This is a genomic window from Geobacter pickeringii, from assembly GCF_000817955.1.
GTDB lineage: Bacteria > Desulfobacterota > Desulfuromonadia > Geobacterales > Geobacteraceae > Geobacter > Geobacter pickeringii.
The window spans coordinates 3,229,685-3,243,705 of the sequence record NZ_CP009788.1; the positions used below are offsets into that span (position 1 = coordinate 3,229,685).

Here is a 14,021-nt window from a genome sequence, read left to right on the forward strand (position 1 = left end):
CCCAAATCGGCTCTTTTGTCAAGCAAAAACCGGGCCCAGTCAGCAGTCCTGCTGCCCCCCTCTCAGGAAACAATTTCGCCGATCAGGTCGTAGTCCGAGGAATCGGTGATCCGCAGCCGGACGATGTCGCCGACATTGGCGGTGCCGGCGGTGATGTAGACCTGGCCGTCGATGTCGGGGGCCTGGCGTGAGGAGCGCCCCTTGAGCAAGAGTTCCGTCTCCTCGCTGTACCCTTCAACCACCACCTCCTCGACGGTGTCGATGAGGCGCCGGTTCCGCTTGAAGGAGAGGCGGGCCTGGGTCCGCATCAGCTTCTTGTGGCGCTCCCGCTTGACCCGCTCGGAGACCTGGTCGGCCATCTCCGCCGCCGGGGTCCCCTCCTCGCGGGAATAGCAGAAGACACCGAGACGGTCGAACTGGGCCTCTTCCACGAAGTGGACGAGAGTGCGGAAATCCTCGTCGGTCTCGCCGGGAAAGCCGACGATGAGGGAGGTCCGCAGGGCGATGTCCGGAATCTCCTCCTTGAGCTTCGCCACGAGGGCACGGATCTCGGCCTCGCCGCTGCGGCGGTTCATCCGCTTCAGGACGGGGTCGCTGATGTGCTGAATCGGAAGATCGAGGTACTTGCAGACCTTCGGCTCGTTCTTGATGGTTTCGATGAGGCTGTTGGTGATCCCGTCCGGGTAGGCGTAGAGGAGACGGATCCACCGCACCCCGTCGATGGCCGCGAGCCCCTCGATGAGAGTTTCGAGGGTCGGACGCCCCGGCAGATCGCGCCCGTAGGCGGTGATGTCCTGAGCAATGAGGTTCAGCTCCTTCACCCCGCCGGCGGCCAGTTCCCGCGCCTCCCGCAGCAGCTCCTCCAGCTGCCGGGAGCGGAACGCTCCCCGCAGCGAGGGGATCACGCAGTAGGAGCAGCAGTTGGAGCATCCTTCGGCGATCTTGAGATAGGCGGTGTAGGAGGGGGACGATTTGAGACGCGGCAGGGACTCGTCGTAGATGAAATTCGGATCCCCCACGTAGCGGATCTGCTCCTCTCTCCCCCGCTTCTCCGCGATGATCTCGGCAATCCGCGGATAATCGCCGGTGCCGACGAAGATGTCGACCTCGGGGAGCTCCGTGGCCAGCTCCTCCTGATAGCGCTGGGGGAGACACCCGGTGACGATGAGAAGCTTGCACTTGGCGTCGTGCTTGCGGTCGGCCAGGTCGAGGATCGTGTCGATGCTCTCCTGTTTCGCCTCCTTTATGAACGAGCAGGTGTTGACGATGATGATGTCGGCCTCCCGTTCGTCGGTGGTGATCTCGTAGCTATTGTTGGCGAGGCAGCCGAGCATGACCTCGGCGTCCACCAGGTTTTTCGGGCAGCCGAGGCTGACCATGCTGATCTTTTCCTTGACGGCGTTACTCACTTTCACCTCTTCGTGTGTATTGACGGCTGACGCCGGCCGAAGCCGGGGCGGCATCTAATCGCGGAAATTGACGAACTGCAGTTCGATCCCCAAATCCTTCCCCTTGAGGAGCCGGATCGCCTCCTGGAGGTCATCGCGGTTCTTCCCCGTCACCCGGACCTGGTCGTCCTGAATCTGCCCCTGCACCTTGAGCTTGGAATCCTTGATGACGGCGACGATCTCCTTCCCCTTCTCCTTGGAGACCCCCTGCTGGATGGTGACGGTCTGACGCACCATCCCGCCCGACGCCGTCTCCGCCTTGCCGTACTGGAGCGCCTTGGGGGAGATGTTGCGCTTGATGAACTTGGACTGGAGGATGTCGACCACCGCCTTGAGCCGGAAGTCGTCATCGGCGAGGATCTTGATCGAATCCTTCTCCAGGGTCACCTCGCATTTGGCCCCCTTGAAATCGTACCGCTGGCCGATCTCCTTCACGGTCTGGTTCACCGCATTATCGACCTCCTGCATCTCTACCTTGGAAACAATGTCAAATGAAGGCATCCGGATTCCTCCCCTGTCCGTATCGTGTGATTATTTTTTCCCGAGGGGGTTGGCGATGACCTCAACCCCCGCAGGGACCTTGAAGGTGAAGAGCGCGGCGCTCACGCCACGGTTCACGCGGACCTTGCTGAACTCGATGGCCGTCCGGTTCCCGAGCTGGTCGAAGACCACCGACGAGACGATCGGAAACGGCACCGAAGCCTTTCCGCTCTTGACGAACTCGTCCACCGCCCGCCCCGACACGGTGAGATGGAGCTTGGTAAACGCCTGTCCCGGCTTCTTTGGCACGAGTTCCAGGAGGTAGTTCCCCTTGGCGTCGCGCCCCTCACCCACGAGACGGGCCGTGAAATCCTTCGACACCTCTCCCATGCCGGTCAGATAGGAGAGCGCCACCCCTCCTCCCCCCGTGAAGAGGGCGGAGGCATCCATGGTCATCACCTGGCGGTTCTCCGGGAGGTAGTACCAGACGGTCTTGCCGTTGGAGACAATCTGCTGGGGCGGCTTGACGTAGTTGAAGCGAAACATCGCACCACCGCTCCCCTTCCGGATGAAGAGCTCTCCCGACCCGCTCTGGGCCCGCTTCACCGACGCCAGCTCGGTGCGCTGGGAAAACGCCGCCTGCAGGTCTCTGAGCGACGCATATCCCTGCTCCAGGGTGGTAACCACGTCGCCGAGCGACGCCGCCACTACGGCCGCCGGCGACGACGCCATCACGATCAGGGCGACAAGACACGGGGCAATCATCCGGAACATCATCGACTCCTCCTGGACGTTGAGACGGGAAGTAAACAGCGAGGGCGGCATGACCCATACCGCCCTCGTCGAGACAATCGCTGGGACTGGCTGGCTCAGCGCCCCCGGGGGGGCTTCACAATCTCCACCCCCGGCGGGATGGCAAAGGTGAAGAGGCTGTCGCTCAGCATGATGTTGGCCCGCACGTTGCTGAATTCGATGGTCGTCGTGTTCCCGTCGTGGTCCACCATGGTGGTGGAGAGGATCGGGAAGGCCCATTCCGGCCGCCCGAGGGCCGCGAAGGTGGCGGAGATGTTCCTGCCGCTCCGCACGTAGCTCAGGACCGTGTCGCGGTTGACGACGACATAGAGTTTGGTGATGGAGGCGGTTGCACGCCGGGGGGTGAGCTCCAACACGTAGTTTCCCGCGATGTCGCGCTGATCGGAGGCGAGCACCACGAGAAAGTCCTTCGATATCCGCGGCAGCCCCTGGAGGAAATTCGACGCCCGGTCCCGCTCGGGGTTGAAGGTGTACGGGTTGAAGACCGGCGTCACATCGCTCAGGATCACCTGGCGATTCTCAGGAAGGTACATCCAGAGGGTCCGGCCGTTGGAGACGATCTCCTGCTGCAGCGGACGGAAATAGTCGAACCGGAACATCAGGGGGTCGCGGTTTGTCGCGCTGCGGAAGAACATCTCTCCATCGGCCCGCATTTCACGCTGTTTCGCGGCAAGGGTCGACCGCTGGAAGAAATCGGCGGACACCGTCTTCAGCGGCGGGGCGCCAAAGGGGTCGGATGAGTTGGGCAGAAACGACTTCTCCACCGTGTCGATCACGTCCTGGAGCCCGACGTTCACCGTTCCGACCGGGGCGGCCGCTGCCGACGCCACGGAGCCGAGAAGCGCCAGTCCCGCCAGCAGGAATCTCAGAGCATTCATCTCCCCTCCCTCACAGCTGCTTGATGGGGCGCTGCAGCGCCCGCACCATGATGATGCCGGTGGCCGTGTTGAATTCGAGGCTTCGACCGTAGTCTCCCCCGGTATCCTCGGCGACGAGCGGTATTCCGCACCGTTCCAGAGCCTCCCGCGCCGCCGTCACGTTCCGTTCGCCGATGCCCCCATGGGTGGTCCGATGCCGGGGCTCGAACATGGTGGCACCGCCGGCCAATTTTGCCACAAGACGGTCAATGGCGCAACCGCATTTGCCCAGCTCCTCCACCATGAGATCCACGGCCCAGCAGGTAAATTTGGCAGACCTGCCACCGTCGTCCTGGAAGCGTACCGGTGCCGGGAGAAGGGTATGGGCGAGGCTCCCGGTGAGGGCGACGGGATCGTAGAGGGCAATGCCAACACAGGACCCGAGACCGTAGGTCATGAGGATCGACGGCGCCGCCGCCACCCTGAACTCGGATATGCCGACACTGAGGATTCTGCTCAAAGGCTCACCCCGATGGCATTCAGAATGATCTTGAGGGAATCGGGATCAGGGAGGAGGAAGAACTGGCCGTTGATCTTCTCGTCCTCCCCGAAGAACTCTGTCTCCACCACGAGCGCCAGGTCTCCCACCTCCCCCAGCTCGATCAGGACGTAGTCGATGACCGCCCCGGCCATGTCGAACGAGAGGACCGGCACCGACGGAATGAGCGTCTTGTGCATCAGCGTGCCGAGGGCGTTGAGGTAGGCCGAAGCCAGGATGTTCCCCACTTCCTTGAGCGCGGAGATCTCCAGCTCGGTGAGGAGCGCCCCCTCGCTCTTCTCCCGGGGGAGAAGCCGCGACAGGAGCTTCAGGGCGCTTTCGCGCGGCAGGACGATGAGGATGTTCCCCCGGGCGTCGCCCAGCATCTGGAGGTAGATGCCGACCACGATTTTCTCCGCACCGCCGAAGGCTTCGGGGACCTTGGTGATTTCGGTCATGAGGACCTTGGGGACCTGAAGCGAGATACTGCGGCCGATCAACTGCGAGAGTGCCGTGGCGGCATGGGCAACGCCGATGTTGCTCACCTCCCGCAGCGCGTCGAGGTGCTCCTCCGTCAACGAATCAAATTTCATGCAGTCCCCCCCTTAAGCGATACCGGCATGTGGAGTCGGCAACCGGCGCGTCCCCCACAACGGGCCGAGCAGGCTGACAAGATCGAGAATGAAAGATAACCCGGCCGTCGCCGAGAACGGCGCTGCCGGAAAGATCGGTGACGGCGTCAGCGGTAGCGAAGCCGGAGCAGCATCAGCGCTTCGCCGGGAGAGGTGCGTCATCGACGGGTGACGGCGACGACGCAGCCCGTCCACCCGACGTTTTCCCCTCCCCCACCGTTTCCGGTTCCGTGCCGAAGGCGAGGAGTTGCTCGATGAGGGGAGAGGCATCGACTGCGCCCTTCTCCCCTGCGGCGACGGCATCGACCATCCGCCCCAGGAGACCGGCGGCAGTCAGCAGGAGGTCCGCCGCACCGGCATCGAAGGAGAGCGCCCCCGCACGAACCCGGCTCAACACCCCCTCAGCGCTGTGGGCGAGGGTGGCGATCTCGGGATACTCCATGGATGAGGCCATCCCCTTGAGGGAATGGGCGCAGCGGAAAAGCGAATCGATGAGCTCGGGGGACGCCGGCGCTTTTTCCAGCGCCAGGATGGTCTCACCCATCACGGCGAGGTGCTCCCGGGCCTCGGCGACGAACAGATCCCGGTACCGGGACATGTCCATGTGCTACCCCGCGGCCACCTGCCGCATGACCTCTTTGACCCGGTCGGGGTTGAACGGCTTGAGGATGAAATCGCGCGCGCCGACGCTCTGTGCCTTCTGGACGAGGGACTCCTGCCCCACGGCGCTGCAGATGACAACCCGCGCGTGGGGATCGATGACCATGATCTCCCGCAACGCTTCGATGCCGTTTTTCACCGGCATGATGATATCGAGGGTCACGATGTCGGGACGCACGTCGCGGTACTTGACCACCGCCTCCGCACCATCGGCCGCCTCGGCGACAACCTGGAACCCTTCCCCCTCAAGAATGCCCCGCAGCATGTTCCGCATGAACAGAGCATCATCCACGATCATCACTGTCTTGGCCATTGATCCTCCATATTGAGTTGCTCAGTTGTTCTTCTCCGCGCGCCGCGAACCGGTCGGCGGCAAGCTGCTACCCGCTAGCCGGGCCGTTCAGTAGAGCGACAGCCTGTTCTTCTGGTAGATCCGCTCCACGGGACAGACCGTCACGAAGCGCCGCCGGCTTTCGCCCACGAGGGTTTCGGCCTTGCCGAGCACCAGGATGCCGCCGGCCGGCAGCGAGGCGGCGAGCCCCATGAGAATCCGCTCCTGCTCTTCCCGCTCGAAATAGATGAGGACGTTGCGGCAGAGGATCAGGTCGCTTGCGAGGTACGACGCGTAATCGAAGAGGTCGCCACGCCGAAACGCCACCATCGACCGGATGTCGGGCGCCAGGTGGAACTTGCCGCCATTTGCCGTGAAATGGCGGGTCACGACCTCGGGAGGGGTCTCGTGGAGGCGGTCCGGCGGGTACCCTCCCCTCCGGGCCGCGTCGAGTATCCCCTCATTTATATCGGTCGCCACCACGGAAATCTTGAGCCTATTCAGCTCCTCGGGGAATGAATCCTTCAGCAGGATCGCCAGGGAATAGGGCTCTTCGCCGCTGGAGCACCCCACGCTCCAGAAGGTCGCCTCCGCCCTCCCCTCCCGGTGGAGCCGGGCAAAGAGGGCGGGGAGGACTTCGTCCCGGATCCTGCCGAAGGTGGAGCGGTTGCGGAAGAAGTGGCTCACGTGGATGGTGAGCCCTTTGAGGAGCGCGTCGAGCTCCCGCTCGCTTCCGGCCAGCAGTTCGCTGTAAACCGTCGCCGAGACGGCATGGGTCGCCCGCACCCTGATGGCGATACGGCGCTTCATGTACTTGTCTTTGTAGCTGCCGATATCGAAGTTCCGGCGTTCCCGGAGGATCTGGCGAATCCGCGCAAACGCCGCCTCGGAGAATTCGAAGGGGAAATCTTCCGCCTGCTGGGGGATGGGCGTCGAGTGTTTCATCACGGGAGTCGTCCGTATGCGGGGATTTGAGATTTTTCGGCAGCAACAATCGTTCCGAAACCGGCACCCGGGTCAGAGACTGTTCACATTCCGTTCGCAAAGTGGTTGTAACCACCACGGGGAAGCGCCAGCTCCGCGCCATCGGCCGCCACGACCGTCACCCCGCTGCCGGCGGTGATACTGCCGATGGCGGTGGCGGTCGTCCCCGTCCCCCGGAGTACCGCGGCGACCTCATGCTCGCGCTCCGCACGCACGGAAAAGAGGAGCTCGTAGTCCTCGCCGCCGGTCAGAGCCAGGAGATCCGGTGAAGAGGCGACCCGCCCCGCTTCTTCGCGAAAGAACGGAGAGCGGGGGAGGAGCGCCGCCTCCACCCGGGCGCCACAACCGGATTGTTCCAGAATGTGCCCCAGGTCGGCGACGACGCCGTCGCTCACATCGATCATGGCCGTGGCAAGCCCCGCCGCGGCCAGTGCCCGGCCTGCCGCAACCCGGGGCGACGGGTCGAGATGGCGCTCCACTGCCCATCCCTCCCGTTCCCCCCTGCGCAGAAGCTCCAGCCCCATGGCCGAATCGCCCACCGTGCCGGTGATGAAGAGGCGGTCGTCGGGTCGGGCCCCGTGGCGGCGGACGATCGAGTCGGGCTGCTGCTCACCATGGAGGGTGACGGAAATGACGAGTCCCGCCGGCGAACGGCAGGTGTCCCCACCGACCAACGCCACGGCGTGCTCGTCGGCCAGGGAGAGCATCCCCTCGGCGAAGCGGTCGAGAAACTCGACGGACAGCCCGGGCGGGATGGCGAGTGAGAGAAGGAAGTCCCGGGGCTCCCCTCCCATGGCGGCGATATCGGAGAGGTTCACCGCCAGGGACTTTCGGCCGAGCCGGTACGGATCAGTGAAGGAAAGATCGAAGTGGACCCCCTCTACGAGCATGTCGGAGGTGGTGAGAATGAGGCGCCCCGGGGTCGGCTCGGTGGCGGCGGCATCGTCGCCGATGCCGATCCGCACCGCCGGCCCCGTTGTCACCCGGGAGGCGATCCGGCCGATGAGGCCGAATTCCCCTATCTCCCGGAGATTCACCCTTTGGCCCCCGCAACAACCCCTTTGGCCGGCGCCGTGACCCGGCGAGGAGCGGTTTTCGCCTTGGCCGCCGGCTTTTCAGCCCCTGCAGGAGGAGCCGGCGGGAACGTCTCAAGGGCCACCTGGAGGACATCGTCGATCACCTTGGCAGTGACGACCGTAACCTTTTTCAGGATATGTTTCGGCACCTCCTCCAGATCCTTCAGGTTCTGCTCCGGAATGACGATGGTCTTGATGCCGGCACGGATGGCGGCGAGCATCTTCTCCTTGAGGCCGCCGATGGGGAGCACCTTCCCCCGCAGCGTGATCTCGCCGGTCATCGCCACATCCTTGCGGACCGGGATGCGGGAGAGGGCGGAGACGAGGGCCGTCGCCATGGTGACACCGGCGGAGGGGCCGTCCTTCGGGATGGCGCCGGCCGGAACGTGGACGTGAATGTCGACCCCCGAGAGGAAATCGTCCGGAAGATGGAACTCCCTGGACTTGGACCGGATATAGGAGAGGGCCGCCTGCACCGACTCCTTCATGACATCTCCCAGGTGGCCGGTGAGGGTGAGCCCCCCCTTGCCGTTCATGGTCGTTGCCTCCACGAAGAGGACCTCGCCCCCCACCGGGGTCCAGGCGAGACCGGTCACCGTGCCGATCTCGTTCTTCTCCATCTCCCCCTCGCGGATGAACTTGGCCGGACCGAGATACTTCGCCACCGCCGCCGGGGTGATCCGGAAGTGCCGCGTATCCCCCTCGGCCACCTTCCGCGCCACCTTGCGGCAGACCCCGCCGATCTCCCGTTCCAGGTTCCGCAGCCCTGCCTCCCGGGTGTACTTGGCGATGATCGTCCGGATCGCCTCGTCGGTGAAGCTGATCTGCTTGTCGGTGATGCCGTTCTCCTTGGTCTGGCGCGGGATCAGGTAGCGCTTGGAGATCTCCAGCTTCTCCTCCTCGGTGTAGCCGGCCAGGGAAATCACCTCCATCCGGTCGAGGAGCGGCCCCGGGATGGTGTCCATCTGGTTGGCCGTGGCGATGAACATCACGTTGGAGAGGCTGAAGGGGAGGTTGATGTAGTGGTCCGAGAACATGTGGTTCTGCTCCGGATCGAGAACCTCCAGCAGCGCCGAGGAGGGATCGCCCCGGAAGTCGGAGCCGAGCTTGTCGAGCTCGTCGAGCATGAAGACCGGGTTGTTGGAGCCGGCCTGCTTGAGCCCCTGGATGATCCGCCCCGGCAGCGCGCCGACGTAGGTGCGGCGGTGGCCGCGGATCTCCGCCTCGTCGCGCACCCCTCCGAGGGAGATCCGGACAAACTTTCGCCCCATGGCCCGGGCGATGGACTTGCCGAGAGAGGTCTTCCCCACCCCCGGAGGGCCCACGAAGCAGAGGATCGGCCCCTTCATCTTCTTCTTGAGCTTGCGGACGGCGAGGAACTCCAGGATCCGCTCCTTGATCTTCTCCAGGTAGAAATGATCCTCGTCCAGGATCTCCTTCGCCCGCTTGATATCAAGGACATCCTTGGTCGATTTCCCCCACGGCAGCTCCACCAGCCAGTCGAGGTACGTCCGGAGCATCCCCGCTTCGGCGGCATCGGGGTGCATCTGCTCCAGCCGGCCGAGCTGCTTGAGGGCTTCCTTCTCCACCGCCGACGGCATCTTGGCCTGATCGATCGACTTGCGGAGCTCGCTGATCTCCTCGGCACGGGCATCGGTCTCGCCGAGCTCCTGCTGGATGGCACGAAGCTGCTCCCGCAGGAAGTACTCGCGCTGGCTCTTCCCCATCTCCTCTTTGGCGGCCGACTGGATCTTCGCCTGCATGTCGAGGAGCTCGTGTTCCTTGCTGAGGAGTTCGTTCACCTTCTGAAGCCGCTCCAGGGGATCGATGATCTCGAGGAGCCGCTGGGCGTCGTCCACCTTGAGGCCGATATTGCTCGCGATGAGATCGGCCAGGCTTCCCGGCTCCTGCATGTTCTCGACGATGACGAGGACTTCCGGGGAGATCACCTTGCCGAGGGAGACGACCTTGGAGAGCTGCTCCTTGACCGCCCGCATCAGGGCCTCGGTCTCCAGGGACTCCTCGGTGGCCGCCGGTTCCACGATCCGCTCGATCCGGACCGAGAAATAGGGCTTGTCGTCGACGAACTCGACGATCCGCCCCTTGGCGAGACCCTGGACGAGGATCTTCACCCGCCCGTCGGGAAGCTTGAGCATCCGCATGATCATCGCCACGGTGCCGACGGAATAGATCCCCTCCGGGGTCGGCTCCTCGTCCCCCATCTCCTTCTGGGTGGCGAGGAAAATGAGGCGGTCGCGGGAGAGGGCCTGGTCCACCGCGCTGATCGAAATCTCCCTCCCCACGAAGAGGGGGAGGATCATGTACGGATAGACCACCACGTCCCGCACCGGCAGGAGCGGCAGGATGTCCGGTATCTTGAGCTCTTCGCTTTCCTGCTTTGCTTCCACGGTATCTTCTTTATCTTTCATCACACATCTCCTTGTTCAATCGGTATCTCGCGGATGATCTGCCCCTTGTCCGACAGGCGGGGAAAGACCACCGTCAGGACCCCCTGCCGGTAGCGCGCCCTGACGCCGGCAAGGTCGACGGTCGGCGGCACCTCTATGGCCCGGCAGAAACGGCCGAAATGACGCTCCAGACAGATGTAGCCGACCCCCTCGCGGGTGTCGTCCCGCTTTGTTCCCTCGACGATCAGCATGTTGCAGCAGAGCTTGAGGGATATCTCGCTCCCCTCGAAACCGGGGAGTTCCACTTCGATGGTGAAGGAATCGGGCGTCTCGAAAATATCGACGAGGGGGACGAAATCGCATTCGCCGAGGCGCTCCCCGCTATCGCTCCGGGCGAGGAGGTCAAAGACCTCGTCCACCTTGAGCTGCAGCAGCGTCATCCAGTCGAGCGGTTCCTTGGGAATCACAGCCATAACACCCCCGTCTGCCCATCGGGCCCCGTGGCTCCTCCCCTCTGCTGCGGAGGCCGGACCCAAGTTTTTGATGATTTAATCATCTTTGCGTTCGAAGTCAAGGTAATCTGCCCGGCGCGCCCCTCCTGGCGGCCCGGCAGCGTTAAAAATTGAATTTCCCCTCCCCACTGTGTATAATCCCCCCCGTCTCGCCTGCGGGCGGAGCCCTATCAAAAGCAGAAAGCGCGGGCCGCCTCCGGCCGAACGACCAAGCACTCTGTGCCTGCCGGCCACCGGTTCCCTGCCGCTCCCCGCTCCACCGCCGGCCGTAACCCGATCGCCGCCCTCGGCCGAATGCCGCCCCCGGGAGGGGTCCGCACCACCATCGAACATCCGGCCTGTTTCTCGGGCACTTACTCACAAAAACGTTCCGGGAGGAATCTCGTGAAAAGAACCATCGCAACCCTCACCCTCACCCTTTCCGTCGCCGCCCTGACCACCGGCGCCGCCAGGTCGGCCGAGCAGCGCTGCGGCGAGGCCCGGAGCATTGCCGTCGATCTCGCCACGGGCGATGAAAGCGATCCGAAGGGTGCCGAGGACCGCATCCTGGAATACTGCCCCAATGGTGCCCCGGGGCGTTTTGTTCTGGCACTCCGGGCCGAGCGGGAGAATCGTCTCGACGACGCCATCAAGGGATACCGCGAAGTGCTCCGCCTCGATTCGTCGCTGCCGCGGGTTCAGGGGAATCTGGGATTGGCCCTCCTCCGGAAGGGGGCATACGACGATGCGGTCGTGGAGTTGACCCGGGCCATCGCCACCACCCCCGACCCCCTCTATCATCGCGGACTGGGAAAGATCTTCACCGAGCGCAAGCTCTACTCCCTCGCCCTCTACCATTACGGCGAAGCGGCCAAAGCCCTCCCCGAGGACCCGGCCGTCCACACCGACCTGGCTGAGCTCCACCGGGCCATGGGGCGTTCCGACACGGCCGAGCAGGAATTCCGCAAGGCCATCGCCCTTGCCCCCACGAGCGAGCGGGCCCGCCTCGGCCTTGCGGCCCTCTACACCGTCGACGGACGGACCGACAAGGCGATCGAGGAGCTGAAACAGGCCCAGATCGCCGCCCCCCAGAACAAAGAGATCCACCTGCTCCTGGCCGACGCCTACGAGAAAAAGGGGGACCGCCAGGCTGCCGACTACGAATACCTCCTTGCGGGGAAACAGCGCGGCATCCTCCCCGAAGAGCATCTCCGGCGGGGAGACGACCTGGCGAAGGCGAAGGAGTATGCCAAGGCCGCCGAAGAGTACCGGGCCGCCGTCAAAGAAAAGGGAGAGTGGCCCGAAGCACTCCTGAAGCTTGGCGATGCCCAGATGGCGGCGGGGCTCGACGACGAGGCCATCGCATCCTACAAGGAACTCGTACGGCTCAAGAAGGGTACCGGCGACATCTACTACGACCTCGGCGTCCTCTACGAGCGCAAGGGACTCATCGATGAAGCCGTCGTCGAGTACAAGCAGGCGCTGCAGGCCACCCCCGAGAACGGCGACGCCCGGCGCCGGCTGGCGGATATCTATTCACTGCGCGGCAGTTACCCCCAGGCCATCGAGCAGTACCGGGAACTCCTCAAGCGAGGCGACAACAATCCGCTCCTCCACCTGAAACTCGCCCGGGTCTTCGTCACCGCCAAGAATCCCAAGGAAGCCGTCGCCTCCTACCAGGAAGCGCTGAAGCTCAACCCCGACAACCTGGAGGCCCACCGGGAGCTGGCAGCCCTCTACCGGAAGGGAAACCAGACGGAGGAGGCCGAGAAGCAGTACCGGGAAGTGCTTCGCCTCAAGAAGGACGATGCGGAGAGCCGCAACGTCCTGACGTCGCTCTACGTGAAGGGGAAGAAATACGACGAGCTTATTGCGCTGCTCAAAGAGGGGGTGGAACTCGCCCCCAAGGACCCGGCAAGCCACTACAAGCTCGGTCTGATCTATGAGTTCAAAAAGGAGTATGGTCCGGCGGAGGAAGAGTACAAGAAGGCGGTGGAGCTCAAGGGAGACCATGCCAAGTCCCTGAACGCCCTCGGCCGGGTCTACGTCAAGACCGGCAAGATCACCGAAGCGAAGGAGGCCCTGGAAGCGGCCAAGAAGGCCGACCCGGGGCTCGAAGAGACTGCGGTGCTCCTGAGCAACATCAAGGAGGAACTCTCTCCCGAACCGACCAAGTACTCGAAGAAAGGGCGCAAGGGGAAAAAGGGAAAAGGGGGGAAGAAGTCAGGGGTGTCGAAAAAATCCGACGGTTCGAAGGGAGCCGGGGGGAAAAAGGTGAAGAAAAAGAAGAAGCACTGACCGCCGGCGGTGCCTGAAACGGCACTGAACGGCGACAGGATAACGGGAAGGAGGGCTGCCGCAAGAGGCGGCCTCCCTTCCTCCCGAGGGGATCTACCCTTCTTTCCTGGTATCGTCCTTCTTTTCGGCCTTGATCTCGATCTCTTCCTTCCCCTCCGAGGCCTTCTTGAAGTTCCTGATGCTTTTGCCGAGGGCGCCGCCGATCTCCGGCAGCCGTCCGGCCCCGAAAACCACCAGGACGATAACGAGAATGACAATGAGTTCGGGCATGCCGAAACCGAACATACGAAACCTCCGTCGAATCAGTATTAGAATCGAGTATTGCACCGGGATAGCCAAAAATCAAGCGCAACATCTCCGACTCGCCCCCACCGCCCAGACGTACAACCTCAGTATATTTTTTTTAGACACTCCCTTTTTTATTTTCACTTATGGTAAGGTAACAAAATGTAAACATCTCACCGCCTCTTCTTCACCGGTTGCCGGGATGAGAAGGGTCCCACGGACCCCATGACCAACAGGCACATTCTTCTCGTTGAAGACAACCCCGACGACGAAATCCTGACACTGCGGGCGCTCCGCAAGCACGGGATTTCTTCCGACGTGGTGGTGGCGCGCGATGGAGTCGAGGCCCTGGACTATCTGTTCGGCACCGGTTCGTACCACGACCGCGACATGGGTGTCATGCCGCGCCTCATTTTGCTCGACCTGAAGCTCCCCAAGGTGGACGGCCTCGAGGTCCTGCGCCGTTTGCGGGCCGACGAACGGACCAGGCTCCTGCCGGTGGTGGTCTTCACCTCGTCCAACGAAGAGCAGGACATTCTCGAATGTCACCGTCTCGGGGCCAACAGCTACATCCGGAAACCGGTCGACTTCAACCAGCTGAGCGAGGCGCTGCGCCTTATCGGCAGCTACTGGCTCCAGCTGAACCTGATTCCCAAGCTCTACAACTCGGCGAAATAAGCGGGGTGTTGCGGGGCATCGCCCTTTTGCCCGGTGCAATGC

At 63.4% G+C, this 14,021-nt stretch carries 15 protein-coding genes; 2 read left to right on the forward strand and 13 right to left on the reverse strand.

Features of this window, described 5'->3' with window-relative positions; translation table 11 throughout:
• Positions 1–62: 62 nt before the first annotated feature.
• The 12 genes from rimO to GPICK_RS14750 all read right to left on the reverse strand — a co-directional run bounded on the left by rimO (position 63) and on the right by GPICK_RS14750 (position 10,700).
• Positions 63–1,409 (reverse strand): 30S ribosomal protein S12 methylthiotransferase RimO, encoded by a 1,347-nt coding sequence (rimO, locus tag GPICK_RS14695; protein ID WP_039744443.1) that lies wholly within the window; start codon positions 1,407–1,409, stop codon positions 63–65.
• Between the two features lie 54 nt (positions 1,410–1,463).
• On the reverse strand, positions 1,464–1,949 hold the full coding sequence (locus GPICK_RS14700) for a YajQ family cyclic di-GMP-binding protein (RefSeq protein WP_039744444.1): 486 nt from the start codon (positions 1,947–1,949) through the stop codon (positions 1,464–1,466).
• Positions 1,950–1,979: 30 nt separating this feature from the next.
• Positions 1,980–2,705, reverse strand: a complete 726-nt coding sequence (locus GPICK_RS14705; protein ID WP_039744446.1) for a LolA family protein — start codon at positions 2,703–2,705, stop codon at positions 1,980–1,982.
• Positions 2,706–2,797: 92 nt separating this feature from the next.
• Positions 2,798–3,619, reverse strand: coding sequence for a LolA family protein (locus GPICK_RS14710; protein WP_039744447.1), 822 nt, complete (start codon positions 3,617–3,619; stop codon positions 2,798–2,800).
• 10 nt (positions 3,620–3,629) lie between these two features.
• Entirely contained in the window at positions 3,630–4,118 is a 489-nt protein-coding gene (locus tag GPICK_RS14715) for a chemotaxis protein CheD (RefSeq protein WP_039744449.1), read from the reverse strand.
• Positions 4,115–4,729, reverse strand: coding sequence for a chemotaxis protein CheC (locus GPICK_RS14720; RefSeq protein ID WP_039744451.1), 615 nt, complete (start codon positions 4,727–4,729; stop codon positions 4,115–4,117). The genes GPICK_RS14715 and GPICK_RS14720 overlap by 4 nt, the downstream gene beginning before the upstream one ends.
• A gap of 172 nt (positions 4,730–4,901) precedes the next feature.
• Positions 4,902–5,372 carry an Hpt domain-containing protein gene (locus tag GPICK_RS14725; RefSeq protein ID WP_039744452.1) on the reverse strand — a complete coding sequence of 157 codons (471 nt, stop codon included), beginning with the start codon at positions 5,370–5,372 and terminating at the stop codon, positions 4,902–4,904.
• A gap of 3 nt (positions 5,373–5,375) precedes the next feature.
• Positions 5,376–5,741, reverse strand: a complete 366-nt coding sequence (locus GPICK_RS14730; RefSeq protein WP_039744454.1) for a response regulator — start codon at positions 5,739–5,741, stop codon at positions 5,376–5,378.
• 87 nt (positions 5,742–5,828) lie between these two features.
• Positions 5,829–6,704, reverse strand: coding sequence for a CheR family methyltransferase (locus tag GPICK_RS14735; protein ID WP_039744456.1), 876 nt, complete (start codon positions 6,702–6,704; stop codon positions 5,829–5,831).
• A gap of 83 nt (positions 6,705–6,787) precedes the next feature.
• Positions 6,788–7,780, reverse strand: coding sequence for a thiamine-phosphate kinase (gene thiL, locus GPICK_RS14740; protein WP_039744458.1), 993 nt, complete (start codon positions 7,778–7,780; stop codon positions 6,788–6,790).
• Positions 7,777–10,248, reverse strand: a complete 2,472-nt coding sequence (lon, locus tag GPICK_RS14745; protein WP_039744461.1) for an endopeptidase La — start codon at positions 10,246–10,248, stop codon at positions 7,777–7,779. Before lon ends, thiL begins: the two co-directional genes overlap by 4 nt.
• Entirely contained in the window at positions 10,248–10,700 is a 453-nt protein-coding gene (locus GPICK_RS14750) for an Hsp20/alpha crystallin family protein (RefSeq protein ID WP_039744463.1), read from the reverse strand. The genes lon and GPICK_RS14750 overlap by 1 nt, the downstream gene beginning before the upstream one ends.
• Before the next feature lie 423 nt (positions 10,701–11,123).
• On the opposite strand from GPICK_RS14750, the gene GPICK_RS14755 reads away from it, so the two are divergent.
• Complete coding sequence (locus GPICK_RS14755; RefSeq protein WP_039744464.1) at positions 11,124–13,016, forward strand: tetratricopeptide repeat protein; 1,893 nt, start codon at positions 11,124–11,126, stop codon at positions 13,014–13,016.
• 93 nt (positions 13,017–13,109) lie between these two features.
• On the opposite strand, the gene GPICK_RS14760 is transcribed toward GPICK_RS14755, so the two are convergent.
• Positions 13,110–13,301, reverse strand: coding sequence for a twin-arginine translocase TatA/TatE family subunit (locus GPICK_RS14760; RefSeq protein ID WP_039744466.1), 192 nt, complete (start codon positions 13,299–13,301; stop codon positions 13,110–13,112).
• Positions 13,302–13,526: 225 nt separating this feature from the next.
• On the opposite strand from GPICK_RS14760, the gene GPICK_RS14765 reads away from it, so the two are divergent.
• Positions 13,527–13,979, forward strand: a complete 453-nt coding sequence (locus tag GPICK_RS14765) for a response regulator (protein ID WP_039744469.1) — start codon at positions 13,527–13,529, stop codon at positions 13,977–13,979.
• Positions 13,980–14,021 lie beyond the last annotated feature (42 nt).